Source organism: Brevibacillus sp. HB1.3 (assembly GCF_013186635.1).
Lineage (GTDB): Bacteria > Bacillota > Bacilli > Brevibacillales > Brevibacillaceae > Brevibacillus > Brevibacillus brevis_D.
The window spans coordinates 351,596-376,172 of sequence record NZ_JABMIT010000004.1 but is presented as its reverse complement, the minus strand read 5'-3'; the positions used below and the strand labels follow the sequence as shown (position 1 = coordinate 376,172).

Annotated in this window: 23 protein-coding genes; 16 read left to right on the top strand and 7 right to left on the bottom strand. The window is 45.0% G+C overall.

Features of this window, described 5'->3' with window-relative positions:
- Window positions 1–16: 16 nt before the first annotated feature.
- From HPY31_RS12255 to mleBRB, 6 genes are all read left to right on the top strand, one after another.
- The gene (locus HPY31_RS12255) at window positions 17–1,213 is read left to right on the top strand and encodes a DUF418 domain-containing protein (RefSeq protein WP_172140932.1); all 1,197 of its coding nucleotides are present in this window, start codon (window positions 17–19) and stop codon (window positions 1,211–1,213) included.
- A gap of 125 nt (window positions 1,214–1,338) precedes the next feature.
- On the top strand, window positions 1,339–2,853 hold the full coding sequence (locus tag HPY31_RS12250; RefSeq protein WP_172140931.1) for an S-layer homology domain-containing protein: 1,515 nt from the start codon (window positions 1,339–1,341) through the stop codon (window positions 2,851–2,853).
- A gap of 230 nt (window positions 2,854–3,083) precedes the next feature.
- Window positions 3,084–4,466 carry a TraB/GumN family protein gene (locus tag HPY31_RS12245; RefSeq protein ID WP_172140930.1) on the top strand — a complete coding sequence of 461 codons (1,383 nt, stop codon included), beginning with the start codon at window positions 3,084–3,086 and terminating at the stop codon, window positions 4,464–4,466.
- 165 nt (window positions 4,467–4,631) lie between these two features.
- Complete coding sequence (locus HPY31_RS12240; protein ID WP_172140929.1) at window positions 4,632–5,033, top strand: DoxX family protein; 402 nt, start codon at window positions 4,632–4,634, stop codon at window positions 5,031–5,033.
- Between the two features lie 165 nt (window positions 5,034–5,198).
- A complete protein-coding gene (locus tag HPY31_RS12235; protein WP_172140928.1) occupies window positions 5,199–5,351 on the top strand; it encodes a hypothetical protein in 153 nt (50 codons plus the stop codon).
- 100 nt (window positions 5,352–5,451) lie between these two features.
- A complete protein-coding gene (gene mleBRB / locus HPY31_RS12230) occupies window positions 5,452–6,297 on the top strand; it encodes a BRB family alpha/beta fold macrolide esterase (RefSeq protein WP_172140927.1) in 846 nt (281 codons plus the stop codon).
- A 172-nt stretch (window positions 6,298–6,469) separates the two neighbouring features.
- Here mleBRB and HPY31_RS12225 read toward each other — a convergent pair whose 3' ends face one another.
- The gene (locus HPY31_RS12225) at window positions 6,470–7,522 is read right to left on the bottom strand and encodes a 2,3-butanediol dehydrogenase (RefSeq protein ID WP_172140926.1); all 1,053 of its coding nucleotides are present in this window, start codon (window positions 7,520–7,522) and stop codon (window positions 6,470–6,472) included.
- Window positions 7,523–7,807: 285 nt separating this feature from the next.
- Here HPY31_RS12225 and HPY31_RS12220 point away from each other — a divergent pair, with 285 nt between their 5' ends.
- The gene (locus HPY31_RS12220) at window positions 7,808–8,839 is read left to right on the top strand and encodes a LacI family DNA-binding transcriptional regulator (RefSeq protein WP_172140925.1); all 1,032 of its coding nucleotides are present in this window, start codon (window positions 7,808–7,810) and stop codon (window positions 8,837–8,839) included.
- Window positions 8,840–8,912: 73 nt separating this feature from the next.
- Here HPY31_RS12220 and HPY31_RS12215 read toward each other — a convergent pair whose 3' ends face one another.
- On the bottom strand, window positions 8,913–9,650 hold the full coding sequence (locus HPY31_RS12215; protein ID WP_172140924.1) for a cyclase family protein: 738 nt from the start codon (window positions 9,648–9,650) through the stop codon (window positions 8,913–8,915).
- A 219-nt stretch (window positions 9,651–9,869) separates the two neighbouring features.
- On the opposite strand from HPY31_RS12215, the gene HPY31_RS12210 reads away from it, so the two are divergent.
- The 4 genes from HPY31_RS12210 to HPY31_RS12195 all read left to right on the top strand — a co-directional run bounded on the left by HPY31_RS12210 (window position 9,870) and on the right by HPY31_RS12195 (window position 14,558).
- Complete coding sequence (locus HPY31_RS12210; protein ID WP_172140923.1) at window positions 9,870–10,286, top strand: VOC family protein; 417 nt, start codon at window positions 9,870–9,872, stop codon at window positions 10,284–10,286.
- Between the two features lie 144 nt (window positions 10,287–10,430).
- Window positions 10,431–12,434: a serine hydrolase domain-containing protein gene (locus HPY31_RS12205; protein ID WP_172140922.1), complete on the top strand. Its 2,004-nt coding sequence runs from the start codon at window positions 10,431–10,433 to the stop codon at window positions 12,432–12,434.
- Between the two features lie 50 nt (window positions 12,435–12,484).
- Window positions 12,485–13,192, top strand: a complete 708-nt coding sequence (locus HPY31_RS12200) for a response regulator transcription factor (RefSeq protein WP_172140921.1) — start codon at window positions 12,485–12,487, stop codon at window positions 13,190–13,192.
- Complete coding sequence (locus HPY31_RS12195; RefSeq protein ID WP_172140920.1) at window positions 13,179–14,558, top strand: HAMP domain-containing sensor histidine kinase; 1,380 nt, start codon at window positions 13,179–13,181, stop codon at window positions 14,556–14,558. Before HPY31_RS12200 ends, HPY31_RS12195 begins: the two co-directional genes overlap by 14 nt.
- 173 nt (window positions 14,559–14,731) lie before the next feature.
- Here the strand turns inward: HPY31_RS12195 and HPY31_RS29295 are convergent, their stop codons facing one another.
- Window positions 14,732–15,562, bottom strand: a complete 831-nt coding sequence (locus tag HPY31_RS29295) for an S-layer homology domain-containing protein (RefSeq protein WP_253901775.1) — start codon at window positions 15,560–15,562, stop codon at window positions 14,732–14,734.
- Between the two features lie 203 nt (window positions 15,563–15,765).
- On the opposite strand from HPY31_RS29295, the gene catA reads away from it, so the two are divergent.
- Both catA and HPY31_RS12180 read left to right on the top strand, forming a co-directional pair.
- A complete protein-coding gene (gene catA, locus HPY31_RS12185; RefSeq protein WP_172140919.1) occupies window positions 15,766–16,425 on the top strand; it encodes a type A chloramphenicol O-acetyltransferase in 660 nt (219 codons plus the stop codon).
- 80 nt (window positions 16,426–16,505) lie between these two features.
- Entirely contained in the window at window positions 16,506–17,669 is a 1,164-nt protein-coding gene (locus HPY31_RS12180) for a PstS family phosphate ABC transporter substrate-binding protein (protein WP_172140918.1), read from the top strand.
- A 129-nt stretch (window positions 17,670–17,798) separates the two neighbouring features.
- On the opposite strand, the gene HPY31_RS12175 is transcribed toward HPY31_RS12180, so the two are convergent.
- A complete protein-coding gene (locus HPY31_RS12175) occupies window positions 17,799–18,167 on the bottom strand; it encodes a hypothetical protein (protein WP_172140917.1) in 369 nt (122 codons plus the stop codon).
- A gap of 298 nt (window positions 18,168–18,465) precedes the next feature.
- Window positions 18,466–19,458, bottom strand: coding sequence for a GNAT family N-acetyltransferase (locus HPY31_RS12170; RefSeq protein WP_172140916.1), 993 nt, complete (start codon window positions 19,456–19,458; stop codon window positions 18,466–18,468).
- Between the two features lie 318 nt (window positions 19,459–19,776).
- On the opposite strand from HPY31_RS12170, the gene htpG reads away from it, so the two are divergent.
- The gene (gene htpG / locus HPY31_RS12165) at window positions 19,777–21,657 is read left to right on the top strand and encodes a molecular chaperone HtpG (protein WP_172140915.1); all 1,881 of its coding nucleotides are present in this window, start codon (window positions 19,777–19,779) and stop codon (window positions 21,655–21,657) included.
- 70 nt (window positions 21,658–21,727) lie between these two features.
- Here htpG and HPY31_RS12160 read toward each other — a convergent pair whose 3' ends face one another.
- Window positions 21,728–22,489, bottom strand: coding sequence for an SDR family NAD(P)-dependent oxidoreductase (locus HPY31_RS12160; RefSeq protein WP_172140914.1), 762 nt, complete (start codon window positions 22,487–22,489; stop codon window positions 21,728–21,730).
- A gap of 114 nt (window positions 22,490–22,603) precedes the next feature.
- Here HPY31_RS12160 and HPY31_RS12155 point away from each other — a divergent pair, with 114 nt between their 5' ends.
- Window positions 22,604–22,984 carry a MerR family transcriptional regulator gene (locus HPY31_RS12155; protein ID WP_172140913.1) on the top strand — a complete coding sequence of 127 codons (381 nt, stop codon included), beginning with the start codon at window positions 22,604–22,606 and terminating at the stop codon, window positions 22,982–22,984.
- A gap of 79 nt (window positions 22,985–23,063) precedes the next feature.
- Here the strand turns inward: HPY31_RS12155 and HPY31_RS12150 are convergent, their stop codons facing one another.
- Window positions 23,064–23,699, bottom strand: coding sequence for a DUF5701 family protein (locus tag HPY31_RS12150; RefSeq protein ID WP_172140912.1), 636 nt, complete (start codon window positions 23,697–23,699; stop codon window positions 23,064–23,066).
- A 161-nt stretch (window positions 23,700–23,860) separates the two neighbouring features.
- Here HPY31_RS12150 and HPY31_RS12145 point away from each other — a divergent pair, with 161 nt between their 5' ends.
- The gene (locus HPY31_RS12145; RefSeq protein ID WP_172141030.1) at window positions 23,861–24,568 is read left to right on the top strand and encodes a MerR family DNA-binding transcriptional regulator; all 708 of its coding nucleotides are present in this window, start codon (window positions 23,861–23,863) and stop codon (window positions 24,566–24,568) included.
- The last annotated feature ends 9 nt before the right edge of the window (window positions 24,569–24,577 follow it).

The window sequence follows — 24,577 nt, the reverse complement described above, 5'->3', positions numbered from 1 at the left end:
GCTTGAGGTGATTGTCATGGAGCTAAAGCAGAACCGCGTTCGCATCATCGATGGCCTGCGGGGATTTAGTTTAGTAGGGATCTTGATGGCGAATATGCTGATTTTCCAGTATGGGATTTGGGGAAGCCAAGAATTGGAGTTGTACGACCTCCCCGATTATGAAATGACAGCTTATCAGCTAGTGAAAATATTTGTGGAAGGCAGCTTTATGCCGATTTTTGCCTTCATGTTTGGTTTTGGCATGATCAAAATGCAGCAAAGCTTGGCTGCCAAAGGCTTGAGACAAAAGCGCTACCTTACCCGCAGGTTTTTGATGCTGATCGGACTTGGTTTTCTTCATTCGTACTTCCTGTGGGAAGGGGATATCTTGGGGTTTTATGGCATGATGGGCTTCTTTTTGTTGCTGTTCATGAACCGGAAACCGAAAACTCTGCTCATTTGGGGGATTGTCTTACTCTGCCTCGTCAGTTTAATGGGACTTGCTCCAGATGATCCGAATGATCCTGCGAGTATTACCGATTCTGCCCGTATGGAAGCCTATGTGGTCAAAACCATGACTGTCTACGGCACGGGAACATACGAGGAGATCGTGCATCACAGAAGCAACGAAGATCCGCTTGATTTGCCAGAATACATGATGTTTGTGTTCCTCTTGATCGCGCCGCTTATGAGCGCACCGATGTTTCTTTTTGGGATGTATGCTGCGAAGCGCAGGTGGTTCGAAAAGCCAGAGCAAGAACGAACCTCGTATCTCCGAAACATGCTGATCTTCTTGCCAGCGGGACTTCTGTTAAAAGCGTTACATGTGTATTTGCCGGCAGCTTGGTGGAGTGGCGTTGGTGATATAACGGGGGAAACGATCCTTGCCATTGGTTACATTTTCGCCTTTGTTTGGTTCTTTTCCAGAGGCACGGAATCAACCTGGCTGCCAAGATTTGAAGCTGTGGGGAAGCTCTCTTTAACCAATTACCTTTTGCAAACCGTCATTTGTACGACGATCTTCTATGGATATGGACTCGGATGGTTCGGAAAGATCGGGGTACTGGCTGGTTGTGGATTAGCGATCACGATTTATGTGGCACAGCTTTTCTTAAGCCCACTGTATCTAAAACGATTCCGTTATGGTCCAGTGGAACGACTATTGCGTATGTGGACGAATTTTTCGCTCTCCGGCAAAACAAAGCAACGCCCGGAAAAACCTATTTCTGCGTAGCATCAGAAAATAAAAACCAAGCAGCTGCTCTATTGGCTACTTGGTTTTTTATTTGTTGTTTGGCCTCTAAAAATATGAATCCTCTTATCGGTCTCCATCATACAATGTAAATGGTTGGAAAAAAGATGATCAGATTGGTCATCGGAAAGAACGGAGGATGGGAATTGGGACGTTTTCACAGAGCCGTAACGAGTCTTGTTTTCTTTAGCCTCTTTTGCTTGATCTTCCAAGCATCCATATTCGTGCCTGTAAGCCAAGCAGCAAGTGCAGAGGAAACACCTGCCGTAGAATCCACTGTAGATCTTCGTCACTTACAAGGAAAAGTGAATGAAATTAACGCCGAGAACTTAACCCAGGAAAAATATACGCCAGACAGTTGGAGCAAGCTTGTGTATGCGTTGGATGCTGCAAAAGCGGTACTGACGAAGCCAAACGTCACCCAAGCAGAAATTGATGGTGCCTTGTCCGTGTTAGTCATAGCAAGAGACGGGCTAAAGAAGCAGGAAGGTACAGTTGACAAGAGTAAACTGCAAACGAAAGTAGAGGAAATTGCAGTAGAAAAGCTGCAAGAAAAAGATTACACGAGGGCCAGCTGGAAAGAGCTACAGAATCGACTAGTGAATGCTTACTTTGTGCTAGATGATCCGCATGCGAGCCAGATTGTCGTAGATGTTGCCCTTGAGAAACTGATCAAAGCAAGACAAGATTTAAAGAGACAGGATGACGCGGTCTATAAAAGAGAATTGAGAGCGAAAGTTGAAGAGATCGAGGACAAAGACTTGGATAAAGACGACTACACCAGATCAAGCTGGCGTGATTTGGAAGATGCACTCAAACAAGCATGGGATGTCATCGACGATCCACATGCCACGCAGTCGGAGGTAGACGATGCTCTGTACGATTTGAAGAAAGCATGGAGAGATCTAGAGGATGACAAACATCGGGACAGAGACCGGGATCGGGATCGGGATAAAGGCCGTAACAAAAGTTCCTATACTACGCCGACAAACAGCTTTTTTACTGGAGGCAGCTCCACAGATAAGAAAGAAGAACGCCCGTCAACCAATAAGAAAAGTAAGAGCCAACGTGGCTATATCAACGGCTATCCAAACGGAACGTTTCAACCGGATCGCACGGTGACACGTGCGGAGATGGCTGCCATTTTACTGAACGCTGGAATGGTGAGCCAGTCTTCTGTGAATAAGGGAAGGTTCTTCGATGTAGCCGACAACTACTGGGCAGTAAATCCGATTCATCAAGCAAGTGCGGCGGGTATGATGAGCGGCTACACCGATGGTACATTCCGCCCATCGGCCAACATTACCCGGGCGGAAATAGCCGCGGTCATCTATAAATACAAGGCCTTGCAAGGTGGCGGAGGGGGCACTGCCTTCTTTGATGTGAGGGGAGACCACTGGTCATCTCCAATCATTGCAGCGGTTGTTGCGAAAGGCTACATGACAGGTTACCCCGATGGCACCTTCCAGCCAGAGAAAGCGCTGACTCGTGCCGAAGCTGTAACGATTCTCAATCGCGTGCTGAATCGCGTCCCAGATAACCAGGCTGGCCCGCAAAGATGGCCGGATGTCGCACCTGGTCATTGGGCGTATAAAGAAATTGAAGAAGCATCTATTCAGTAACGATTTCGAAAAAGGACTCACCCTTTTGTAAAATAGGGGGTGAGTTTTTTTATGGTGATGAACATGATCCTGACGATCAGAGTGGTTGCTTTTTATGTATAGTGAAAAAGGCCCTGTTTTCTATTCTTTTCTATCATTCGGTTATCTCTTCCAGAAAAATGTGGTATAATCTACCACTAAGATAGAGTGGCATAAAATCATTCAGCTTAGAATCGAGAGGAGAAAGTTTCATGAAATTAAACAAACGCTGGAGCAAGCTGACTCGTTGGGCAGGTACAGGTGCACTCAGTTTGGCGCTTTTGCTAGGGTATGTGCTTCCAGTCCACGGGCAAACACCCGTAGCTCCCGTAATCAGCCCTTGGTCGGTGACCACGTTGAACGAAGGGGAGAAATACGGAATTTTTCCACTGGCGTGGTATGAAGACGGTTCATTTCAGCAATCGATTCCTGCTGACAAATTTATTTCGTTGATGGAAGGAACGGCGAAAAAGCTGGATCTTCTGAGATTGAAGAAAAAGAACGCTTCCTTATCCTTTCCGACTGATAAGGTCATTACGAGAGAAGCAGTCATTACTTCTCTGTACAATCTCCTGGCGAATTACGAATTGCCAGCAGCATTCGAAATGACCGGGGATAACCCGATTGACTATATGAAGAAAAAAGGCTTGGTCAAAGGGACAAGCGCAGGTCTGGAGCTGAACCAGCCAAGCACGGTTGAACAAGCGACGGTGATGGCGAGCCGACTGGTCGAGTTCGCATTCGATACGGTAGGCGGCGGTGCCGAAGGTCTCATGTGGAAAGTGACTAATGGCAAAAATACCATGTACTTGCTCGGCTCGATCCACATGGGGATCGCAGATATGTACCCGATGCAAAAAGACATCCGGGAAGCGTATGAAGAATCGGATGAACTGTGGGTCGAAGCCGATATTATCAACGGTGACAATGACTATTTAACACAAAAGATGGTATATACGGATGGCACCACACTGAAGGATCACGTATCCGCTGAGACGTACCAAAAGGTGCAAAAATTGCTTGCAAAGCTGCAACTGCCAGCCAATTCTTTTGATGCGTACAAGCCATTTGCTATTTCGTTGTCTGTGCCAACGCTCGGCTACGCAGACGGTGAAACGGATCTTCAGTTCGCGATGCTGACTGGCATCGACAGGTACTTCCTGACGAAGGCGATGCTGGATGAGAAGCCGATCAAGGAGCTGGAAGGCATTAAGCTGCAAGCGGACTTGCTGTCAGGTGTACCGGCAGAGCAGCAGGAGAAAGAATTGAACATTATTTTAGATAGTGCGATGACCGAAAAAGGGCTGGAGGAAGGCACAAAGCTCTTAAAAGATATGCAGACGGAATGGGTAGAAGGCGATCTCAATGGCTTTACCCAGATCATGACGACGAATGGCGATTTCGGTGAAGGCGAAGTGAACCAGCGCCTGCTCGGTGAGCGAGACAAAAACATGGCTATTAAACTGGCAGAAGTGTTGGAGAAAAAAGGAGAAACGACTTCTTTTGTCGTGGTCGGTGCTGCCCACTTCTCGATGAAAGGCATGGTTATCGATCATTTGAAAGCCAAGGGCTATCAGGTGCAACAATTGCAATAAGAGCTGGAATAGGAAGTGTCGGCGCGCAGGCTGGCACTTCTTTTTGTTGCTCCGAAAAACCAGGTTACCGAGTGAACATTTCCCCAAAAGAGCAATTCAGAAGAAATCTCTCCGCTTAGAATGTGCTACGATCTGCTTAGGAAAAAAATGAAAGGTGGGACCCCCATGCGGAGTCAAATTTCTAAAACACGTCTGTGGATTGCACGGATTATGAGCGGACTTGTCATTCTTTTTATGCTTTTTGACGGTGTATTTAAACTCATCCAGCCTGCTCCTGTCGTAGAGGGGACCCTCGTACTCGGCTATGCGCAGCACCACATTGGTGTGATTGGAATTCTCGCCCTTGTATCAACGGTGTTGTATGCGATACCCCGGACAGCAGTTTTGGGTGCACTTCTGTTGACTGGATTTTTCGGTGGGGGCGTCGCGACCCAGATTCGTGTCGATGCGCCTCTTTTTACGCATACACTGTTTGCTGTCTACCTCGCGATTTTAATGTGGGGCGGATTGTGGCTGCGGGATGAGCGGGTGCGAAAGCTGCTTTTTGCTGCCAAAGAAGAAAAATGATAGCTACGAAAAACCGTTGAAACTGCCAATCGTTGACAGATGAAAAAGCATGTGGTAGGATGGGCACAACTTATCAAGAACGGAGGGTTACGTGTGGCAAATTAATTTTTCGATGCTTTATTCGCACAACACAATCGATGATATAGCGTGAAAAGGCTATGTTGTGTGCATACGAATCGAAAAATGGTTTGCCGCTACGGTAACCCAATTGAATCATGGGCAAATGGGAGTGAGGAAGGCGAGTGTGCTGCTCCTTCTATTTGCATGATCTGTGAAGAAAATGGAACCCATCCTGTACAATCAGATGCGGGTATCTGATGTTCATGGTTTCCGTTTCTTCTTCCTTTTTCGATGACGTAAGCACAGGCAGCCTAGCCTGTGTTTTTTTATTTCAGTTCGTTGAGGAGGAAAACTTACAATGGCAGAACAGATCCTAAAAGTAAATGGTGTGGAAATATGCGCGGAAAGCTTTGGGAAGCCCACAGATCCGGCGATTTTGCTGATTATGGGAGCTCAGATGTCCATGCTTTGGTGGGAGGAAGAATTTTGTCAGCGAATAGCTGATGCTGGACGCTTTGTTATTCGGTTTGATAATCGGGATGTCGGACGCTCCACGACGTACGAGGTCGGCCATCCAGGTTATACATTTGAAGATATGGCGGATGATGCTGTTCACGTCCTGGATGCATTCGGTGTACAGCAGGCACACATCGTTGGTATGTCGATGGGCGGAATGTTGACACAAATGATTGCATTGCGACATCCCGAAAGAGTTCGCACGATCACATTGCACGCAACGTCGAATTTTGCTCCTGGCCTACCACCAATCGATGAGAAGCTGATGGAGTTTTTCAGCAAGATGGGGGAGATCAATTGGGAGGATGAACAAGCGGTTTTAGCTGCGGCAGTGGCGAGTTCGAAAGTTTTGATCGGTTCCAAGCATCCTTTTGACGAGGAACGCGTCCGTGAATTGGCCAAAATGGATATCGCCAGAAGCAACCATTATGCGAGTAGAAACAACCACGCCTTTGTGACGGCCAGTGAACCGTATTTGTTGCGGACAGCGGAAATCGCTGTGCCAGCTCTCGTGATTCACGGTACAGAAGACTTGCTCATTCCTTTCGCGCATGCCTTACATCTTGCGGACACCATTCCGGGAGCAGTCTTGCTCACGTTGGAAGGGACAGGGCATGAGCTTCCGTATGGGGATTGGGATGTCGTCATCGAAGCGATTTTGAAGCATACGCAAGAAAAGGAAGCGTAATGACACTTCCTCCTCTTCACTGAGCGCAAGGTTACAAATCGAAGAGGGTAACAAGAAAAAACGGAGCGGAAAACAGGAATGAACCCTGCTTTCTCTCCGTTTTTTTTGTAGCGGAATGGCGTATTTCCTTATGTGGAAGGAAACAGCACGATATTTATGGAATCGTTTTCGGTTATGCTCTCGGGCTAACGAGGATTTTTACCTGGTTTTTCTCTTTCAACAGCGCTTCAAAACCATTCTCCATGATGTCGTCGAGCTTGATGCGCTGGGTGACCAGCTTGTCTGCCGGGAAGAAGCCCTTTTCCATCAGGCTGATGACGGCAGGGAATACGTCGCGGTAGCCAATGATGCCTGTCATGTTACGCTCTTTCATGACGATGTGATTTGGCTTGATGGAAGCTTCTCTTTCGAAGATGCTGACGATCATGATTTGTCCAGCGATTTTGGTAGATTCGATGGCTTGCGTGAGGACAGGAGGCACGCCTGTGACTTCAAAGGCGATATCTGCACCACCGTTTGTCCGGTTGTGAATTTCCTGGACTACGTCGTATTCTTTTGGATCGATGACGATAGCTCCCAGCTCAGCGGCCTTGCTTTTACGTTCGGGGGACAGCTCCACTGCATAAATCTCAGCTGCACCTGCTGCTTTCAGTGCTTCAATGACAAGCAAGCCGATAGGGCCTGCACCGAATACGACAGCTTTGTCACCAGCTTTCAACTGACTTGAACGAACTGCATAAAGGGCTACGGCAGATGGCTCCACAAGAGCACCTTGCTCATAGGAGACACTGTCTGGGATTTTGTGGACCATGTGCTCATCGCAAGCCACGTATTCCGAGAAGCCGCCACCACCGCCTGCCAAACCGAGGAAGCCCATTTTTTCGCAAAGATTGTATTTGCCTTGTCTGCACGCGGCGCATGTTCCGCAAGCGAAAACTGGCTCGACGACGACGCGGTCGCCAACCTTGATAGTGGTTACGCCTTCGCCGATTTCCACTACTTGTCCGGAAAATTCATGCCCCATTACAATCGGGGCTTTTTCGCCTGTAAGGGGATGTTCAGCTCCCTGTGGGATGAAGATCGGGCCAGCCACGTATTCGTGCAAGTCGCTTCCACAAATCCCGCACCACTCGACTCTGATTTTCACTTTACCTTTGGTCGCAACCGGTTCCGAAATGGTTTCCAAACGGAGGTCCTTCAAACCGTGCCAACGTAATGCTTTCATATCTGTCATCTCCTCGTTTGATTTGGATTCTATATGAAATTCAGCAAGTAAAATAGGAAACGTTTCCGAAAAATAATATGTCATAAGTTCAGCATCTTGTCAATTTGATTTCCTAGGCGGGGTGTGCAATTGGTAGAAGAGAGGATGTTGATTCTAGCCAAGTCGAGAAGTCGTATACTTGTTGTGTAACAGATGCCGGAGTTGTCTGCTATAATTGCGGTAGGAAAACACATTATAGCTCGGAAACATAGAAAACGATTCCGGTATGGAAAGGAAAGCAGGGCGTTGGATACAAAAAATAAAGTGACTATAGAAGACGTGGCGAAGAAGGCTGGCGTAGGAATCGCAACCGTATCGAGGGCCATCAATGACAGCGGGGGGATCAGTCCGAAGACGAAAGCGTTGATTTTGGAAGTGATCGATGAGCTGGGCTTTATTCCAAATACTTCCGCGCAAAGTCTAAAGGTACGCCAAACCTATCAAATCGCATTGGCTGTCCCTGACATTCGCAATGCGATCATTCCGGATATCGCCTGGTCAGTCGAACAAGCAGCCAAGCAGCATGGCTACCGTGTCGTACAAATTAATACAGCAGGAAATGCCCGAATGGAGCTTGAGACTGTGCGTGAGGTCAAAAAGCTGCATGTAGACGGGCTGATTATCATGCCGCTCGCCTATCCGAAGACGTTGGTCCAGATGATTAACAAAGCGAGTGTTCCCGTTTCTATTATAAACTATGGAAAAAAGCTCGAAGACAATGTGAAAGCAGATGTGGTCAGCATGGCCCGCCAAGAAGGTCGACTCGTCATGGAGCATCTGATCAAAATTGGCCGTACGCGAATCGCATACGCTGGTGCGCCGAAGGACAAGATCGAGGAGCGGTATTTTGCCTATGAGGCGTCGCTTCAGCACGTCGATCCTTCGCTGGTGTATTTTGGTGAGGACTTCTCGTTTGAGACGGGCCTCCGTGCTGCTGATTACTTTTTTAGCCTGAAAAACATGCCGGATGCTATCTATGCGATCAATGACATGGTGGCAATCGGGATCGTGAATCGGTTCAAGGAGCTCGGAGTCCGCGTACCAGAAGATGTCGCGGTCGTGGGAATTGACAACAATGTGTGGACGACGATTACGACTCCGCAGATCAGCTCTGTTTCGATCATGGGGGAAGAGGTGGCAAGGCTGGCGACTGAGCTTTTGCTGAAACGGATTCGCGAGCAGGGGGCAGGAGCGTACGAACGCGTACAGTTCGAGCCCCGGCTGATTGTAAGGGAGTCCAGTGTGGCGGTTATCCGTAAATCGTCATTGGATACGTAGGGCATTTTCAGCTGAAAAGCCGAGTGAAAGACAGGTGATCGTTGATGATACCTGGCGTTTCCTCGGCTTTGGTTTAAGGCAAAATCGCAAACGAACGAACGGGAAACCCGGAGGCTTTTTCAGGCTTGGGTGTAATGTTTACAATGACAGCGCCTTTTGCTGGTAGCTTATCGAGATTTTTGAGCAGCTCTACTTGATAGGTGTCTTGATCGAGGACGAAATACTCACCCAAAAGCGCTCCGTTTTTTCGGTAATCAATCGTCGCATCCGTATCGAAGGTTTCGTGACCAATTGCTTTGATTTGTCTTTCCGCGAACAAAAATTGTAAAGCCTCCAAGGACCAGCCAGGAGCGTGGTTGTTTCCATCTGCATCCTTATTGTTGAAGGACTCCACATCTGGCCAGCGCTTGCTCCAATCTGTGCGCAAGGCGACGAAGGAGCCGCTCTCGATTTGACCATGCTCGTTTTCAAAATGCAAAATGTCTTCCACGGAAAGCGAATAGTCGTTGTTGGCTTCGGCTTCTTTTGATTTGTCGATGACGACGAGCGGCAATACGAGTTCTTTTAGCTCGATCTCGTCCAAGTAACGCTTGTTGCGCACGAAGTGAATCGGTGCGTCCAAGTGCGTACCGTACTGTCCAGGAAAAGAGAAGCGCTGGGCAAAGAAGCCGTCGTCATGTGTGAACAGTGTTTGGAATTCGGCGGCGTCAAAGGCGTGAAAGTGCGGGGATTCCGGTCCGAATGTGTGCGTGAGATCGACCCATTCTTTTTGTTTTAACAGGGTTATTGCTTGAATCAAATCGTTTGCCATGTGCCCACCTCGTAACTATTTTTTGAATTTTCGCGCTTATAAAACCGAGTTTATCCAATACTTTATCGGTTCTAATTCCGAGTGTCAATATCGGAAATTATATAAATGAAATGTTTAACAAAAAATAGCAATCGAGAAGAAGCGTTCGAGCATGATTCTGCTATGCTTTAAAGGAGAAGAATGAGTATCATCCAAACAAAACGCGAAGGAGAATTTCCCATGACAAAAGAGCTTTGGATCAATTTGCCCGTCAAGGACCTCGAAAAGTCCAAATCATTTTTTGCCGCACTCGGATTCTCTTTTCATCCTCGCCATGAGAATAGCAAAGAGATGGCGGGCTTGGTAATCGGCGAAAAAAACATGCTCATCATGCTGTTCCCAGAGGCTACTTTCCAATCGTTTACGCAAAATGAATTGGCAGATACGAAGCGCGGAACGGAAGTGTTGTTTTCGATCGATGCCGAGAGCAGAGAAGAAGTGGATGAATTGGTGAAACAGGTGAAAGAGGCTGGGGGCACTGTTTTCAGTGGGCCACGGGAACACGGTCCAGGGATGTACGGGGCAGGCTTCGCTGATTTGGATGGTCATCGGTGGAATGTGTTGTATATGGATATGAGACAGATATCGAGAGAATAGAGGAGCGTGCCCCTGAGAAATCAGGGGTTTTTGCATGAACAAGCAAAAAATTCATGTTCTATTAAGGTTGTATAGAAATACGATTAAGACTGATTGTTTATTCTTCTAGAGAAGGAAATAAGGGTAAAGGAGAGGAGCAATCTTATGAAAATGTTTTCGAAGTTACAGACATTAATGGCGACTGTACTTGTAACTACTATGAGCGTCAGCCTTGTAAGTGGAGTTGTTTCTCCAACCAAAGTGTTCGCATCTTCTGTATCTGGGCCGGATGATCCGAGAGAGGTAGAGCAATTTGCAGATGAATTTTTTAACCAGTCAGAAATTAAGAACAACATGGCAGGAGCTACGTTTGTAGTTGTAAAAGGAGACAAGGTCCTTTTTAAAAAAGGGTATGGATATGCGGATGTAGAGAAGAAGATTCCGGTCGATCCTGATCGGACTGTATTCCGTGTAGCGTCAGTAACCAAGGTTATTACAGCTACAGCCGTTATGCAATTGGCGGAGCAAGGAAAAATAGATTTGAACAAAGATGTATCCGCATATATGGGGGATGCCCGGATTCCGAATAAGACAGGCGCTCCTCTTACAATGAAACATCTGTTAACGAACTCCACTGGATTTGACTTTGGAGACACTTCTGACGGTTCAACAACCGACTTGAAACGGGAGGTTTCTTTAAAGAAATTCGTTATGGACAATCTCCCAAATGTCATTCGCAAGCCAGGAGAGTTTTACAGATATGACAACCTCGGCTTCACCATTCAAGGTTATGTTGTAGAACAAGTAGCAGGAAAACCATTTGGTGAATACGTGCAGGAACGCATCTTTAAGCCACTTGGCATGGAAAATAGTGATTTTCGACTTACACCCTCAATAGTCAAAGAATTGGCTGTACCTTATAATATTATCGGACAGCCGATCCCGACTTATGCAATGGTACCAACTGAGCTTCCTGATGGTGGAATGCTCTCAACTGGTTCTGATATGGCTAAATTCATGATTGCTCATCTCAATAAAGGAAAGCTTGGGAATGCGACGATTATGGAAGAAGAAACGGCAGCAGAAATGCACAGACCTCATCTTTCCGTGCATCCAAAGCTGAATAACATGGCCCTTGGTTTCGAATATGCCAACCAGCAAAATTACAATGGACAATATGTTATTGAAAAAGGAGGAGATTTACAAGGATACCATACCGGGATGTGGTTGATCCCGGAAGAAAAAGTGGGAGTATTTGTTACAGTCAATAAGGACTTCGAAATTCGTCTGCCTTTGATTAAAGCGTTTATGGATCATTACTACCCGAAAAATGAGCAGAAAAAAGGGATTGAGTTAGCGAAACAAGAACTCACGAAGTTTGAAGGGACATACAGCGATTTGCGAAACCGGATGTGGACGACTCGTATACGTGCTGAAGGCGGCAAACTCATTGTAAAAGACTCGCTGGGAGAACATGTCCTATATGAGGTGGAGCCACTCTTATTCCAGGATGAACAAGGTAGTAAAGCTGCTTTTAAGCTGAACGATCACGGAGATGTGCGGGCTTTCTATTACGAGTTAAAATCAGATAGTTGGGCAGAAAAAATGCCTGAGCCGCAACGTTATCAGGATGTGGAAAATGACCATCCATATGCGTCCTATATTTATCACCTGAGACAGATCGGTGTCTTTGCTGATATGGAAGGAGACAATCGCTTTTCGCCCGAACAACAGATAACAAAAGGAGAGTTTGTTGGCTGGTTCATCAAGTGGAGTGGCATTGCCCCATCAAAGCATAAACCGATTTACACGGATCTTTCAGGTAACAAGTATGCGCGGGAAATTCAAGCAGCTTACGAGTTAGGTTTACTAAAAGCATCAGCTGATGGCAAATTTAATCCGAACGAGCCATTGACGCGTCAAGAAGCAGCATCCATCGTATGGCGCATGGCATTTGGCTATTTTCATGCAGAGCCGAAAAAAGCCAAGTTGAGTGGTAGGACAGATGCTTGGGCTTTAGAGGGAGTCCATTTCGTAGTGGCAAAAGGATTATACGGACCAGAAGTGGTGAAAGGCAGAGATGGCAGTCTCGATTATAAATCAGAGCAGCCGATGGTAAGGAAAGAAGCGGCTGCGTTACTATCTCGGTTCGCAGACCAATTATTTTAGTGTACAACAAGCCGTGACTTCTTATTTGTGCTTCGTTGCGACATGAGGCGATGGAGGGAAATACAATCAAAACGATATTGATCATCGACGATGAAGCACAAATTCGTGAACTACTCAGTATTTATTTGAAAAATTACGGGTTTGCTACTTATGAAGCAGGTAATGGGGTTGATGCGCTGGCTGTATTCTCAAACGTGCAAATCGATCTGGTTATTGCTGATATTATGATGCCGATGATGGATGGATACGAGTTATTAAAAAAGATGCGACATATTTCTGAAGTTCCGTTTTTGTTCCTGTCCGCGAAATCGGACGATATGGATAAAATTATTGGACTGCAGCTTGGCGCTGACGACTATGTGGGGAAGCCTTTTAACCCCATAGAAGTCGTCAGCAGAGTTCAAGCGTTATTCAGAAGAATGGATGTATTTTCTAAAGGTGAAAAGCAGAACCATGAAATCATACAAATTGGCGATGTCATGCTCGATTTGGTGAGCTGTAAGCTGTACAAAAATGGACAGCAGAAAGAAGTGACATCGTACGAGTTCAAGATTTTGTCTTTACTGATGAAGCAGGCGGGGAGAGTTTTTACAAAAGCATCCATTTACGAGCATGTTTGGGGGCAGGAATACATAGGGGATGAAAACCTCATCATGGTCTATATCAGCAAACTCAGGGAGAAGATTGAGGATAACCCAAGAAAGCCAGTTTATCTTATTACGATCAGGGGGTTAGGCTACCGTTTTGAAAAAAAATGAGAGCATCCCCGACAAGCCGCCGTTAAAACAACTGTTTTTTCGGCACTATGTTGTGATAAGCGGTTTGTTCTTATGCACGATTATGATTGCTCTTTTGGGGACAGACCTGTTGATGGACAACTATTTTGATAAATCACCTGATTTGACCCGAGTGGACGGCAGTAAAATATACCAGTACCCTTTTGAAAAGATTGATGGTCGGTTGTTAGACGAGTACGGCGGCTGGTTCGAGATCGTGGATGAATCGGGGACAGTCATCTATGTAAAAGGCAACAAGGAAGACAATATCATGACATATAGCGATGGAATGCTGTACGCTAAAGTGGACATATTGCGCAATGATGATTCAATTTTCTACCATGCCTTTCAAGTGCAAGGGCCAGAGGGTGAGACCTATGTTCTGTTATGGAAAATTCCTGAGCGGTCGGAAATTATATCATTGGCGCTTGGAATCTTACTAGCGTTGTTTGTCGTTCTGTTGTTCATTGCCCTTTATTTCTACACCCGGTACTCCGTCTTGAAGATGAAGAAGCCTCTCCGGCAAATTGTAGAGGGCATTAAAGAGATGGAAGGCTTCAATTATCAGAAGAGGCTTACATTTTCGGCTGAAATGGAATTTGCAGAAATCCGAGAAGCATTTAACGGAATGGCAGAACGACTACAGCAGACCTCTGAAGAGAAAGAAGCGGTAGCGAACAACAAAAGAAACATGCTGTTGCATTTGTCTCATGATCTGAAAACACCGATTACCTCTGTATTCGGGTATTCTCAGTTGTTGCTGGATAGGCCGGAGCTAGAAGAAGAGCAAAGGCGTCAGTATGTTCAATATATTAACGACAAATCGTCTTATATGGCCCATTTGATTCAAAATTTGTTCGAACTGGCAAAGCTGGAAGACCAGCACGTGAGACTGGATCAAGAAAAGGTGAATATTAGTAAGTGGTTTATGCAGCTTGTTGCGGAATTTTATCCGGAAATAGAAGATAGGGGATTTCAGTTGGAAGTGAAAATTCCAGAGGAACCGCTGTTTGTCATGTTCGACAAAATGCATATGAACCGCGTTATTACGAATTTGATCGGTAACTCACTAAAACATAATCCTCCGGGAACGCAGCTATTCGTTTCATGCGAGAAAATAGAAGCCGGCGTTGCTCTGTGGTTAGGTGATAACGGTACAGGTGTTCAAAAGGATGTTAGGGAGCACATTTTTGAAGAGTTCATAAAAGGGAGTAATCCTGTGAAAGATAGCACAGGACTCGGTCTAGCCATTTGCAAAAAAATTATAACGTTACATCAGGGGACCATTCATTTGGAAAGAAATCAACGGTATACGACTCTTTTTAAAATAACGTTGCCTCTTGAATGAGCTGTACTGTCCGGGAATGTATGGAGCGGGCTTCGCTGATTTGGATGGTCATCGCTGAAATCTGCTTGTATATGGATATGAGCAAAATGCAGATGGAGTAAAAGTGCAATTGCTGAAAAAGGAGCCTTCCAAATGGGAGGGCTCCTTTTTCGAAATGAGAGTTTTGGAGAGGGTTATTTACTCGTATAAGTTGAGAGAGAACCGTCTGCCAATAAGACGTTGTAAGTACGGTGTAGCATAACCACAGCCTCCGCTCGTGTGAGAGGATCGTGTATTTCCAATTCGTTTCCCCACGTACTCATGATGTTATTGCCCACAAGCCATGCAAGTGCATAAGCTTTTAATGCGTCTCTGCCACGGTTGGCAAATAGAATTTCTCCAGTGTCGAGGGGACTATAGCTAATCGTGTATTCGTCGCTTTCGATTAAATCCACAGCAGTTGAACCAGGATAAGGTGATGAATACCCAGTTGAGTCAAACGACTGCACGGTAATGTCATCAATTCCGGCAAGTATTTGCAAAACTTGAACGTCGGGCATTTGATGCATCCTTTGACTAAAAAATGATTGGAAGATGTACATAGCTTCCCAGCGAGTCACTTTTCTTTCGGGATAGACGTAAATTTTTGATCCAAACCAGTCTACAACACCAAGGGCGTCTGCACTGTACATTTCCATCAATGGCTGATAGGCCCAATGATTTTTGGGAACGTCTTCAAACTTCTGTATTTTCATGTCCGGGTAAGAGGGATTAAGATTCGGACGAAGTTTATTAAACAGCTTATAAAACATAACAGTGAGTTCAGCTCTGTCAATCGCCTCATTCGGTCTGAAGGCCCCATTGGAATAACCACTTAATACACCTTTTTTCACCATGAAATCAACTGATTCCCGAGCCCAATGTCCATTCGGGATATCGCTGAACTGACTGGCTTGTACAGGCACGGGAGTTGAAAAAAGAATAGAAGCGAAAAAAGCTAAGCATAAAATGATATTTCTCATCATGTTCCTCCTTTACCATCCCTTTCCTTTTCCCTACCCTATTTCTACTTAAACATTTCGACTATACACAGGCTGATGTCAGGAAGAGATGCAAATGGTATGCTGGAAGGGTAAGGCAGGATTGGAGAAGGGGATGGTGTTATGAAAAGGACACGCAAAATCACCTCCTAAAATCATGATGTTTTCGATTTTAGGAGGGATATCCAATGAAATTTCAGCGAATCGATCTAGATAACTGGAGCAGAAAGCCGTATTTCGAGCATTATCTGAACCGAGTGAATTGCACCTTCAGTATGACTGCCAACATAGATATAACGGAATTGCTGCCCGCTTTAAAGCAAAAGGGGATGAAGCTGTACCCGGCTTTTCTGTATATGGTGACGAACGTTGTCAATGCGCACCGTGAATTTCGGACTTCTTTTCATACAGATGGCGAGTTGGGCTATTGGGAGAGCATGATACCCAGCTATACTTTTTTTCATCAGGACGATCAAACTTTTTCTACGATGTGGACGGAATTCGCTGACGAGTTCCATTTGTATTATCAAAATTACGTAGCGGATATGAAACAGTACGGGGACAACAAAGGTCTTGTGGCGAAAGAACTGGAACCGCCTAATACTTTCCCTGTCTCGTGTATTCCCTGGGTGAGCTTCAGTGGGTTTAATCTGAATATTTCGGGAGATGGGCGATATTTGCTGCCTATCATTACGAGCGGAAAGTATTTCGAGCAAGAAGGAAAAACGTTCTTGCCTGTTTCTTTGCAGGTCCATCATGCGGTTTGTGATGGCTATCACGCCAGCGTGTTCATCCATGATCTGCAAAAATGGGCAACAAACTATAAGGAATGGTTAGGTGTCGAGTGAATTGGCTCGTTTGGTAGCTTCTCCTTCCTAATCTCTTCCAATCATTTATAATAACGGTAGGAGAACTGGGAGGAGAAGGAATGAATAAAGAAATGGTAGGAAAAGTCTTCGGCTGTATCGTTTTGGGTGCGATCATTACTGTGATCGGAGTCGTGGCGATGGTAATGACTGCCCTGAACGCACAGGGAAGAGTTTATTCCCTACTTGTCGCTGTCACGACAGTCGTTTTTATCCTTTACATCATCGGGCAAATGTTCGCCCCGCAAAAGAGTCGGTTATGGAACAGAGCCCTCTTTGTCTATTTTCTCTTTTGTACGCTGCCAGTTGCAGGATATGAGATCAGCAGCTATTACCATAATAGCATTCCTATTGTCAGTGAGGCAGAGGTCGATCTGGAACAATATAAACCGTTTCGTACAGGCTCCAAAATTAAAAAGCTTGATCAACCTGCGACACTGTCGATACAGTCTGATTTGCCCAAAATAGATGGAGCGACCGCCTTGTATCCTCTTTACGCTTCCTTTGTGCAGGCTGTTTATCCCAAGAAGGATTACGACCTTGACGACAGCGAAGTCATGGTAAGCAAAACGCCAAATGCTTATAAAAACTTACTGGATGGCAAAGTCGATGTCATCTTTGCGGCAGCTCCTTCTGAGGAACAGCTCCTAGCGGCCAAAGAAAAAGGCGTAGAGCTGAAGCTGACCCCGATTGGAAGGGAAGCGTTTGTCTTTTTTGTCCATGCAGAGAATTCTGTGCAGGGACTCACTACCCAGCAGATTCAGGACATTTATGCGGGAGACATCAATTCCTGGGATCAAGTCGGGGGCGGGTATGAGTTTATTCGCTCCTTTCAGCGTCCTGAAAATAGCGGAAGTCAGACGATGCTCAAGAAGATCATGGGAGGTAAAGAGCTCATGAAAGCACCGCAAGAAGACGTGGTAACAGGAATGGGTGAAATCATCGAGCAAACAGCCAATTACAAAAATTATTCGAATGCCATCGGTTACTCGTTCTTGTTTTATGCCACGGAGATGGTGCGAAACGGAAACATTCGTTTACTCGCAATTGATGGGGTAAAGCCTAATAAGGAAACGATAAAAAACAGATCGTATCCGTATGCGGCCGAGTTTTACGTAGTGACAGCAGGGACAGACAATCCGAATGCAGAGAAACTGATCGAATGGATTTTGTCTCCGCAGGGACAAGAACTAGTAGAAAAAACGGGTTATATTCCAGTGGAATAATTAAGTAGCAAGCAAAGGAGACCCTTGGGCAATTGACCCGAGGGTTTCTTCTTCAGCTTTGACGTGATAACCCCACGCTTTCAAAAAACGTGGGGCGAGAATTAGTAATGGGTAGGTGTCAACTATACCTTATATTTGGGAAATTTCATAATTAAGTGTGTAAGTTATGTGATCATTGGACTGTTTCTCAGGATGAAATCCTAAGCCCCAACTGCTATCTCTGTTCCAGGTATGAATAAAGCCTGGTAATTCGTCATCACTAACAGTATCAATTTCATTTCCATAAACCTCGATATGAATGATCGAATTATCAGGAACATCAAGATCATGACTAATATCAATGGCGTACGGTGTGTTTTGTGCTTTTAGATTTTTTGTCCAAGAAAAAATTGATCCATTAATAATGAAATTCCATTTCGTTTCTAAAGTGCTGTCAAATGCGCCATCATCAGATTTATGAACGACAATACTTTTAAACGTGACCCGAAATTTACCCATTACTCATTCTCTCCCTTAGCACACAATTTGTTTGTGCAACTGGAACACAATTTCAAATTTATGAGGATTTGGTAAGTGTATGACTCAATTAATAAAAATTAATCTGTTAATAAAATTGTATAAATTGAATTGGCGAAGAGGGCATGGATAATAGGTGAAGAGTTGGGAAGCTCGGTAATAAGGTAACCGACACCGGCATTAAGTGTCATTTCTTAAAGGAAACAGGCTGATCCAATGTAGATCAGCTTAAACGGAAATTTGTAAGAATTAGAAGGATTCGTGAAACGGGGATTTGGAACTACTCTTTCACCGAGGCTATTCTGCTATCAATAAGGCGAGAAACTCTGTAAGAAACAGGAAGGAAGCCTTGACGAGGCCAATAACGTGAAGATTGTATATTCGTTTCTCTCCAATCTGTCATGCAGTAGGTATATCCTTTTTTCTTCGCATGGGCAAGTCCATGTAGTGTAAGTGCATAATTGATACCTTGCCCGCGATATTGATCTAGAGTACCAGCCACCCCTAATTCAACACAACGATCCGGTACATTCAAATTTACATGACTTTTATCTAAGGGAAAATATCCTTGGAAAGAAACAATTTTTCCATCTTTTAAGGCGATCCAGAAATTGACATCATGATCATCAAGGAGACTTGCATAGCCTTTACGTAATTCATGAGGGTCATCACGTAAAGAATAAGCAAAAACGGGTGCCTTATTTTGATGAGTTCTAATAATATTTGCAATATCCTCTACCAAACTACGGTCTTCTGGGGATGCCAGGCGAATTTCCACATCTGGAATACTCAAGGGAAGGGGAGGTTCCTGATCAAGTAATGAGAGTAATGCATGTGTTTGTTCAAAGCCAAATCCTAAACGGAACCAAGAATGAAGTAATTCCGGTTGACTGGCTGGGATTAGCGCAAAATGACTGAAATACCCCTCATCTACCCATAGCTGAGAAGCCTCTGAATAAAGATCTCTATATAATTCAACGGCGGTATTGCGAGAGATTGCGTGACCCTCCAAATTCATCCAGACATGTCGATCCCGAAGAGGATTTTCAATCTTTTGTCCAATGAGGTACCCGATTAATTTATCATCTTCAATTGCTGCGACTCCGCTACTGTTTGGTTTTGACCATATCGTTTTAACAGCATTCGTTGCATAATTTTCATCTTCACATTCACTTGGTAATACGGGAAGGATTTCTCGATCTTGTCTATGTCGCTTGGACAATAGTTGCCCAGCCTCTGAGATTAACTCATCAGTAAATGGTATGAAATACATGAAATGCCACCTCTGTTTTTGTATCATCATAAAGCTGGTCTTAATCTATTGCAATACGTTCCTCAAATAGAACGGAGACCTGATACTACTACTATTCTGTAGACCTTTACTGTTGCAGACGTGTCAAATCTCAAGTGTACTTCTTAAATAGGCGCAGTCTTTCGATAATCTTCACGCTGGAGGTTTTTCTTTCTAGCTAGATCATATTGACAGAAAAATCTAAGGCTGTTATAAAAATAGTAAATAGCACTCGCGAGGTGAGAGTGCTAATATTGAAAAAGGAATACATAAGAAGTCCGGAAGGGTGGGTATTTTTTCATGGAAAAAAAGCAGTTTCAAGCAGAATCTACACGTCTGTTGGAAATGATGATCCATTCTATTTACACACAAAAGGAAATCTTTTTGCGCGAGTTGATCTCCAATTCGAGTGATGCGATTGACAAAATTTACTACAAATCGCTCGTCGATGATCAATTGGTGTTTGATAAAGAGAACTATTTTATCAAAATAGCGGTTAACAAAGATACCAGAACCTTGACCCTGACAGATACCGGGATCGGCATGACGCAGGATGAACTGGAAAATAATCTGGGTGTCATTGCGAAGAGCGGTTCGTTGGCGTTCAAAAAAGAAAACGACGCAAAGGATGGCTACAACATCATCGGTCAATTCGGCGTAGGTTTCTACTCGGCTTTCATGGTTGCTGACAAGGTTACGGTCATCAGTAAAGCACTTGGAAGCGACACGGGCTACAAATGGGAGTCCAGCGGTGCGGATGGCTACACGATTGAGCCTTATCACAAAGATTTGGTCGGGACCGAAATCATTCTCGAAATCAAGGAGAATACAGAAGAAGAGAACTACGACGAGTTTTTGGAAGAGTACCGTTTAAAAGCCATTATCAAAAAATACTCCGACTTCATTCGTTACCCGATCAAAATGGACATTACCCAGCATAAGCCAAAAGAGGGCAGCGAAAACGAGTACGAACAAGTGACAGAAGAACAAATCGTGAACAGCATGGTTCCGATTTGGCGTAAAAATAAAAGCGAGCTGACAACAGAGGATTACGAACAGTTTTATGCGAGCAAGCATTACGGCTTCGACAAGCCGCTGGGACACATCCACATTAATGCAGATGGAGCCGTTGTTTATCAGGCGATTTTGTACATCCCGGAGAGTATGCCATTTGATTACTACTCGAAGGAGTACGAAAAAGGTCTGGAGCTGTATGCGAACGGCGTACTGATCATGAACAAATGCGCGGACCTGCTTCCAGACTACTTCAGCTTTGTTAAAGGGATGGTTGACTCCGAAAGCCTGTCTCTCAACATTTCTCGTGAGATGCTCCAGCATGACCGTCAATTGAAACTGATTGCGAAAAACATCACGAGCAAAATCAAAAGCCAGCTCCAAAGCTTGCTGAAAACAGAGCGGGAAAAATACGAGATGTTCTACAAGTCATTTGGCAGACAGTTGAAATACGGCATGTACAGCGACTACGGAACGCATAAAGAAACACTGCAAGACCTGCTGATGTTCTACTCTTCCAAAGAGAAAAAGCTGGTAACGCTACAAGAGTACGTAGAGAGAATGCCAGAAGATCAAAAGTACATCTACTACGCATCCGGCGAGTCGATCGAGCGAATCGAGAAGCTGCCGCAAACTGAGCTCGTATCCGAGAAAGGCTTCGAAATCCTGTACTTCACAGATGACGTCGATGAGTTCGCGATCAAAATGATGATGAACTACAAGGAAAAGGAATTCAAATCCGTATCGAGCGGGGATTTGGGAATCGAACCGGGCGAAGAAGAAAAAGCAGCCGAAGCCGAAAACGAGAACAACAAAGAGCTGTTCGACTATATGGCATCGCTGCTCGAAGGAAAAGTTAAAGCCGTAAAAGCTTCCAAGCGCTTGAAGTCACACCCTGTCTGCTTGTCGACAGAGGGTGAAGTGACGATTGAAATGGAAAAAATCCTAAACGCGATGCCAAACAATCCGAGTGTGAAGGCAGACAAGGTACTGGAGATTAATGTGAACCATGCGGTGTTCCAGTCATTGAAGGGTGCATTTGACACAGACAAGGAAAAGGTCAATTTGTATACGGCACTTCTGTACAATCAGGCTCTCTTAATCGAAGGCTTGCCGATTCAAGACCCGGTAGAGTTTACGAACGATATTTGCAAAGTAATGGTGTAATCACAAAAAAGGGGATGAGACTTGCTCATCCTCTTTTTTTATGCGGAAACCGTCTCGGAGTGACAAAAAACTAATTGCTTGGCCTCGGTACATACGTGAAGAGTGGATCTCTTAGCTCGAACTCATATGTTGCTCCATTGACGATTCCAACGACCTTCTCACTGTCATATAAATCGAGCAAGAAACCGGCCATTTGTTTAGCTGTATGGTACTTAGGAAATGCACCGGCATATTCAAAGTGATCGATATCACGGGAACGCTTTGCAAATTCGGTCTCTGTTGCAGCAGGTGCCAACACTTTTGCTTGCATGGCTGCTCCGTTCTCCCTCAATTCTTGTGCCAGACCCTCCGTAAAGGCACTAACATAGAACTTTGTCGCGCAATAGGTCACGGCGTTAGCGATGATTCTGTAACCTCCGCCTGAAGAAATATTGATGATTTGCGTTCCATTCACATGTGCATAGTCACGAGCATAACGAGAAGATAGAATCGTTAGTGCTTCAATATTCAAGTGAAGCATGGACTCAATCTTATTCAAATCTTGTTCCCCGACAGTAGCAGAGTTTCCGAACCCCGCATTGTTAATCCAGGTCTCAATCTCATAATCCTTTAGACTGTCGTAAAAGTCATGAACATTTGCACGCACACTTAAGTCAACTGTTCGAATGACTACATCCAATTTTGCGTTGATTTCAGCCACTTTTGATTGGAGCTTTTCTAATTCCTCTGTTCGACGAGCTGCTAAAATTAAGTTTTTTCCACGAGCAGCAAATGCCAGAGCGGTTTCAAAACCAATTCCTGAGCTTGCTCCCGTAATGACCGTATAATTCATGTATATCCCTCCTAAATTTATTCAATAGCTTCCATTGAGATGGAATGTTTCATTGAGTATACAGATTAGAGTAAACTCTAAGTCAAGGGTATAAAATCTATTCGGAGGTTTCTCATGCACACGATTGGTGAAGTGGCACATCTATTAGGGATAAGCACACATACGTTGCGATATTATGAAAAGGAAAAAATAATGATTCCGGATCGTGATGAACGCGGTGACAGGCGATATAGCGATTCGCATATTCAATGGCTGCGATTTGTTATCAAATTAAAAGAAACGCAAATGCCGATCTCGAAAATTAAGAAGTACGCTTCTCTGTTTTTAGAAGGAGAACATACTGCCTCAGCTCGATTGAGTCTTTTAGAAGATCATAAACACTATATTGAGCAACAAATAAAAACTTTAATTGATGTGGATGGTATGCTAGAACGTAAAATTGTTGGTTACAAAGATATTATCAGTAACCGAGCAGCTAAAGCTCAGGTAGATTAAGCTCCATTGCCCGCGCGCATTGAAACAAGCAGGCTTGTGGAAGATGGATTCATGGATAGAAAAAACCTTGAGTGAGGCTTCAAGGTTTTTTTTCGTCCAAACGAGCTTGGCAGGAAGCTGAACCGAGCCACGTATGTGGATTGCCAGCCCAGCACCAGCCTAGCTTCGGTTTATTTTCGCTGATCCACATGGCTGTTACGCGTCGGTCGCCACAACGAGAGCCGAGCAGGGAAAAGCCGTTGTTTTTCTTTACCCGATCCGGGAAGTGAGTGATCAGGGCAATCCCTTCCTCCAACGTGAGCGGAGAACGCTGTTGCTCCAAGAGGATGGGCATCGCGTCATTCGGAGTAACGTTCAGCGTCTCATTTCCTGTATCAATTCCGGTCATGAGGTAAGCCATTCCTGTAGGAATCTCAATGCCCTCGATGGGTGTAAACCGCCGGATTTCTTCTGTATCCATCACACTGAAGCCAGCTTTCCTTTGCCGCTCGATGGCTTGCATCGCTTTTTCTCCGTCGAACCAATCGCCTTTTACCACGAGAACAAAGGGTACGAGGCCCTCTTGCTGTTCGTCTTCTTGAATGGGAAGAGCTTCTGCCAGCGGTTGCAGCGGGGCCAGACTTTTCCTGAACTCATCAGCTGTCATGCCCGCCATTTCAGGATAGCCCTTTTGAATGAGTGTTGTTAGTTGCCGTTCGAATTCAGCTCTGTGCATGGGTTAATGCGCCTCCCTCCACTTGTCACATTCATCTTACAACATTCGTGCTAATTCAAAGGTTTTTCCAAAATAAAAGGAATAAAGCAGATTTGGGTTGAAGTAACTTTACAACTTAGCTTTAATCTTGATGGAAGAAAATCGGAAGGGGGCTGTCTGCTATACGCCCTATTGATATTGCACGTAAGCTGAAGCTGAGTACAAGCGCCTTGCGAAATTATGAAGCGCATGGGCTTGTTCCACCTGTGGAGCGGTCAACGAGCGGCTACCGGAAGTATACGGAGGAACACGTCGCTTATTTTACTTGTATTCAAGCCATGTCTCCTGGCTTTGGGATGGATGTGACGGCGCAGGTGATGCGGTTGATCCAGGATAAACAGTTGCAGGCTGCTCTGTGGCTTGTGAATGAAGTACAGGCTAACTTGCAGAGGGACAAGCAGTTAGCGGAACGAAATTTGGCGATGCTTGAAGACGGCCGAGCAGGTAAGGTCGAGGAAGCTGGAATCAGCGAATGGATGACGATTGGAGAAGTAGCAACCATGACTTCTCTGCCCAGCTCAACCATCCGCCACTGGGAAAAGGTCGGACTCATTACGACTTCCCGCGATGAGAAAAATGGCTATCGTCTTTTCAATCGCTCGCAAATCCGCAAAATCATGCTGCTTCGTACGTTGCGACCTGCTGTCTATTCTTTATCGGTTGTGGAGTTAAAGGAAGCCATTGCGGGCATGAATGAAGAGGATGTGAAAGAGGCGCGAAACATTGCATTGGAAACGCTGCGCTATCTGGATCAGATGAATCTCGTACAAATGCGTGGGGTTTTCTATCTCTATCAATTAGTCAAAGTAGTTCAGCTGGTCGAAGAATAGGGTAGCAAA

Bases quoted from the DNA above. Each gene is read 5' to 3' on its own strand.
- mleBRB (WP_172140927.1), top strand. From the start codon at position 5,452: ATGGCAGAACAGATCCTAAAAGTAAATGGTGTGGAAATATGCGCGGAA.
- HPY31_RS12160 (WP_172140914.1), bottom strand. From the start codon at position 22,489: ATGAATTATACGGTCATTACGGGAGCAAGCTCAGGAATTGGTTTTGAA.
- HPY31_RS12175 (WP_172140917.1), bottom strand. From the start codon at position 18,167: ATGGGTAAATTTCGGGTCACGTTTAAAAGTATTGTCGTTCATAAATCT.
- HPY31_RS12150 (WP_172140912.1), bottom strand. From the start codon at position 23,699: ATGCACAGAGCTGAATTCGAACGGCAACTAACAACACTCATTCAAAAG.
- HPY31_RS12240 (WP_172140929.1), top strand. From the start codon at position 4,632: ATGCGGAGTCAAATTTCTAAAACACGTCTGTGGATTGCACGGATTATG.
- catA (WP_172140919.1), top strand. From the start codon at position 15,766: ATGAAATTTCAGCGAATCGATCTAGATAACTGGAGCAGAAAGCCGTAT.
- HPY31_RS12245 (WP_172140930.1), top strand. From the start codon at position 3,084: ATGAAATTAAACAAACGCTGGAGCAAGCTGACTCGTTGGGCAGGTACA.
- HPY31_RS12215 (WP_172140924.1), bottom strand. From the start codon at position 9,650: ATGGCAAACGATTTGATTCAAGCAATAACCCTGTTAAAACAAAAAGAA.
- HPY31_RS12180 (WP_172140918.1), top strand. From the start codon at position 16,506: ATGAATAAAGAAATGGTAGGAAAAGTCTTCGGCTGTATCGTTTTGGGT.
- HPY31_RS12155 (WP_172140913.1), top strand. From the start codon at position 22,604: ATGCACACGATTGGTGAAGTGGCACATCTATTAGGGATAAGCACACAT.
- HPY31_RS29295 (WP_253901775.1), bottom strand. From the start codon at position 15,562: ATGATGAGAAATATCATTTTATGCTTAGCTTTTTTCGCTTCTATTCTT.
- HPY31_RS12210 (WP_172140923.1), top strand. From the start codon at position 9,870: ATGACAAAAGAGCTTTGGATCAATTTGCCCGTCAAGGACCTCGAAAAG.
- HPY31_RS12170 (WP_172140916.1), bottom strand. From the start codon at position 19,458: ATGTATTTCATACCATTTACTGATGAGTTAATCTCAGAGGCTGGGCAA.
- htpG (WP_172140915.1), top strand. From the start codon at position 19,777: ATGGAAAAAAAGCAGTTTCAAGCAGAATCTACACGTCTGTTGGAAATG.
- HPY31_RS12255 (WP_172140932.1), top strand. From the start codon at position 17: ATGGAGCTAAAGCAGAACCGCGTTCGCATCATCGATGGCCTGCGGGGA.
- HPY31_RS12205 (WP_172140922.1), top strand. From the start codon at position 10,431: ATGAAAATGTTTTCGAAGTTACAGACATTAATGGCGACTGTACTTGTA.
- HPY31_RS12250 (WP_172140931.1), top strand. From the start codon at position 1,339: ATGATCAGATTGGTCATCGGAAAGAACGGAGGATGGGAATTGGGACGT.
- HPY31_RS12225 (WP_172140926.1), bottom strand. From the start codon at position 7,522: ATGAAAGCATTACGTTGGCACGGTTTGAAGGACCTCCGTTTGGAAACC.
- HPY31_RS12200 (WP_172140921.1), top strand. From the start codon at position 12,485: ATGGAGGGAAATACAATCAAAACGATATTGATCATCGACGATGAAGCA.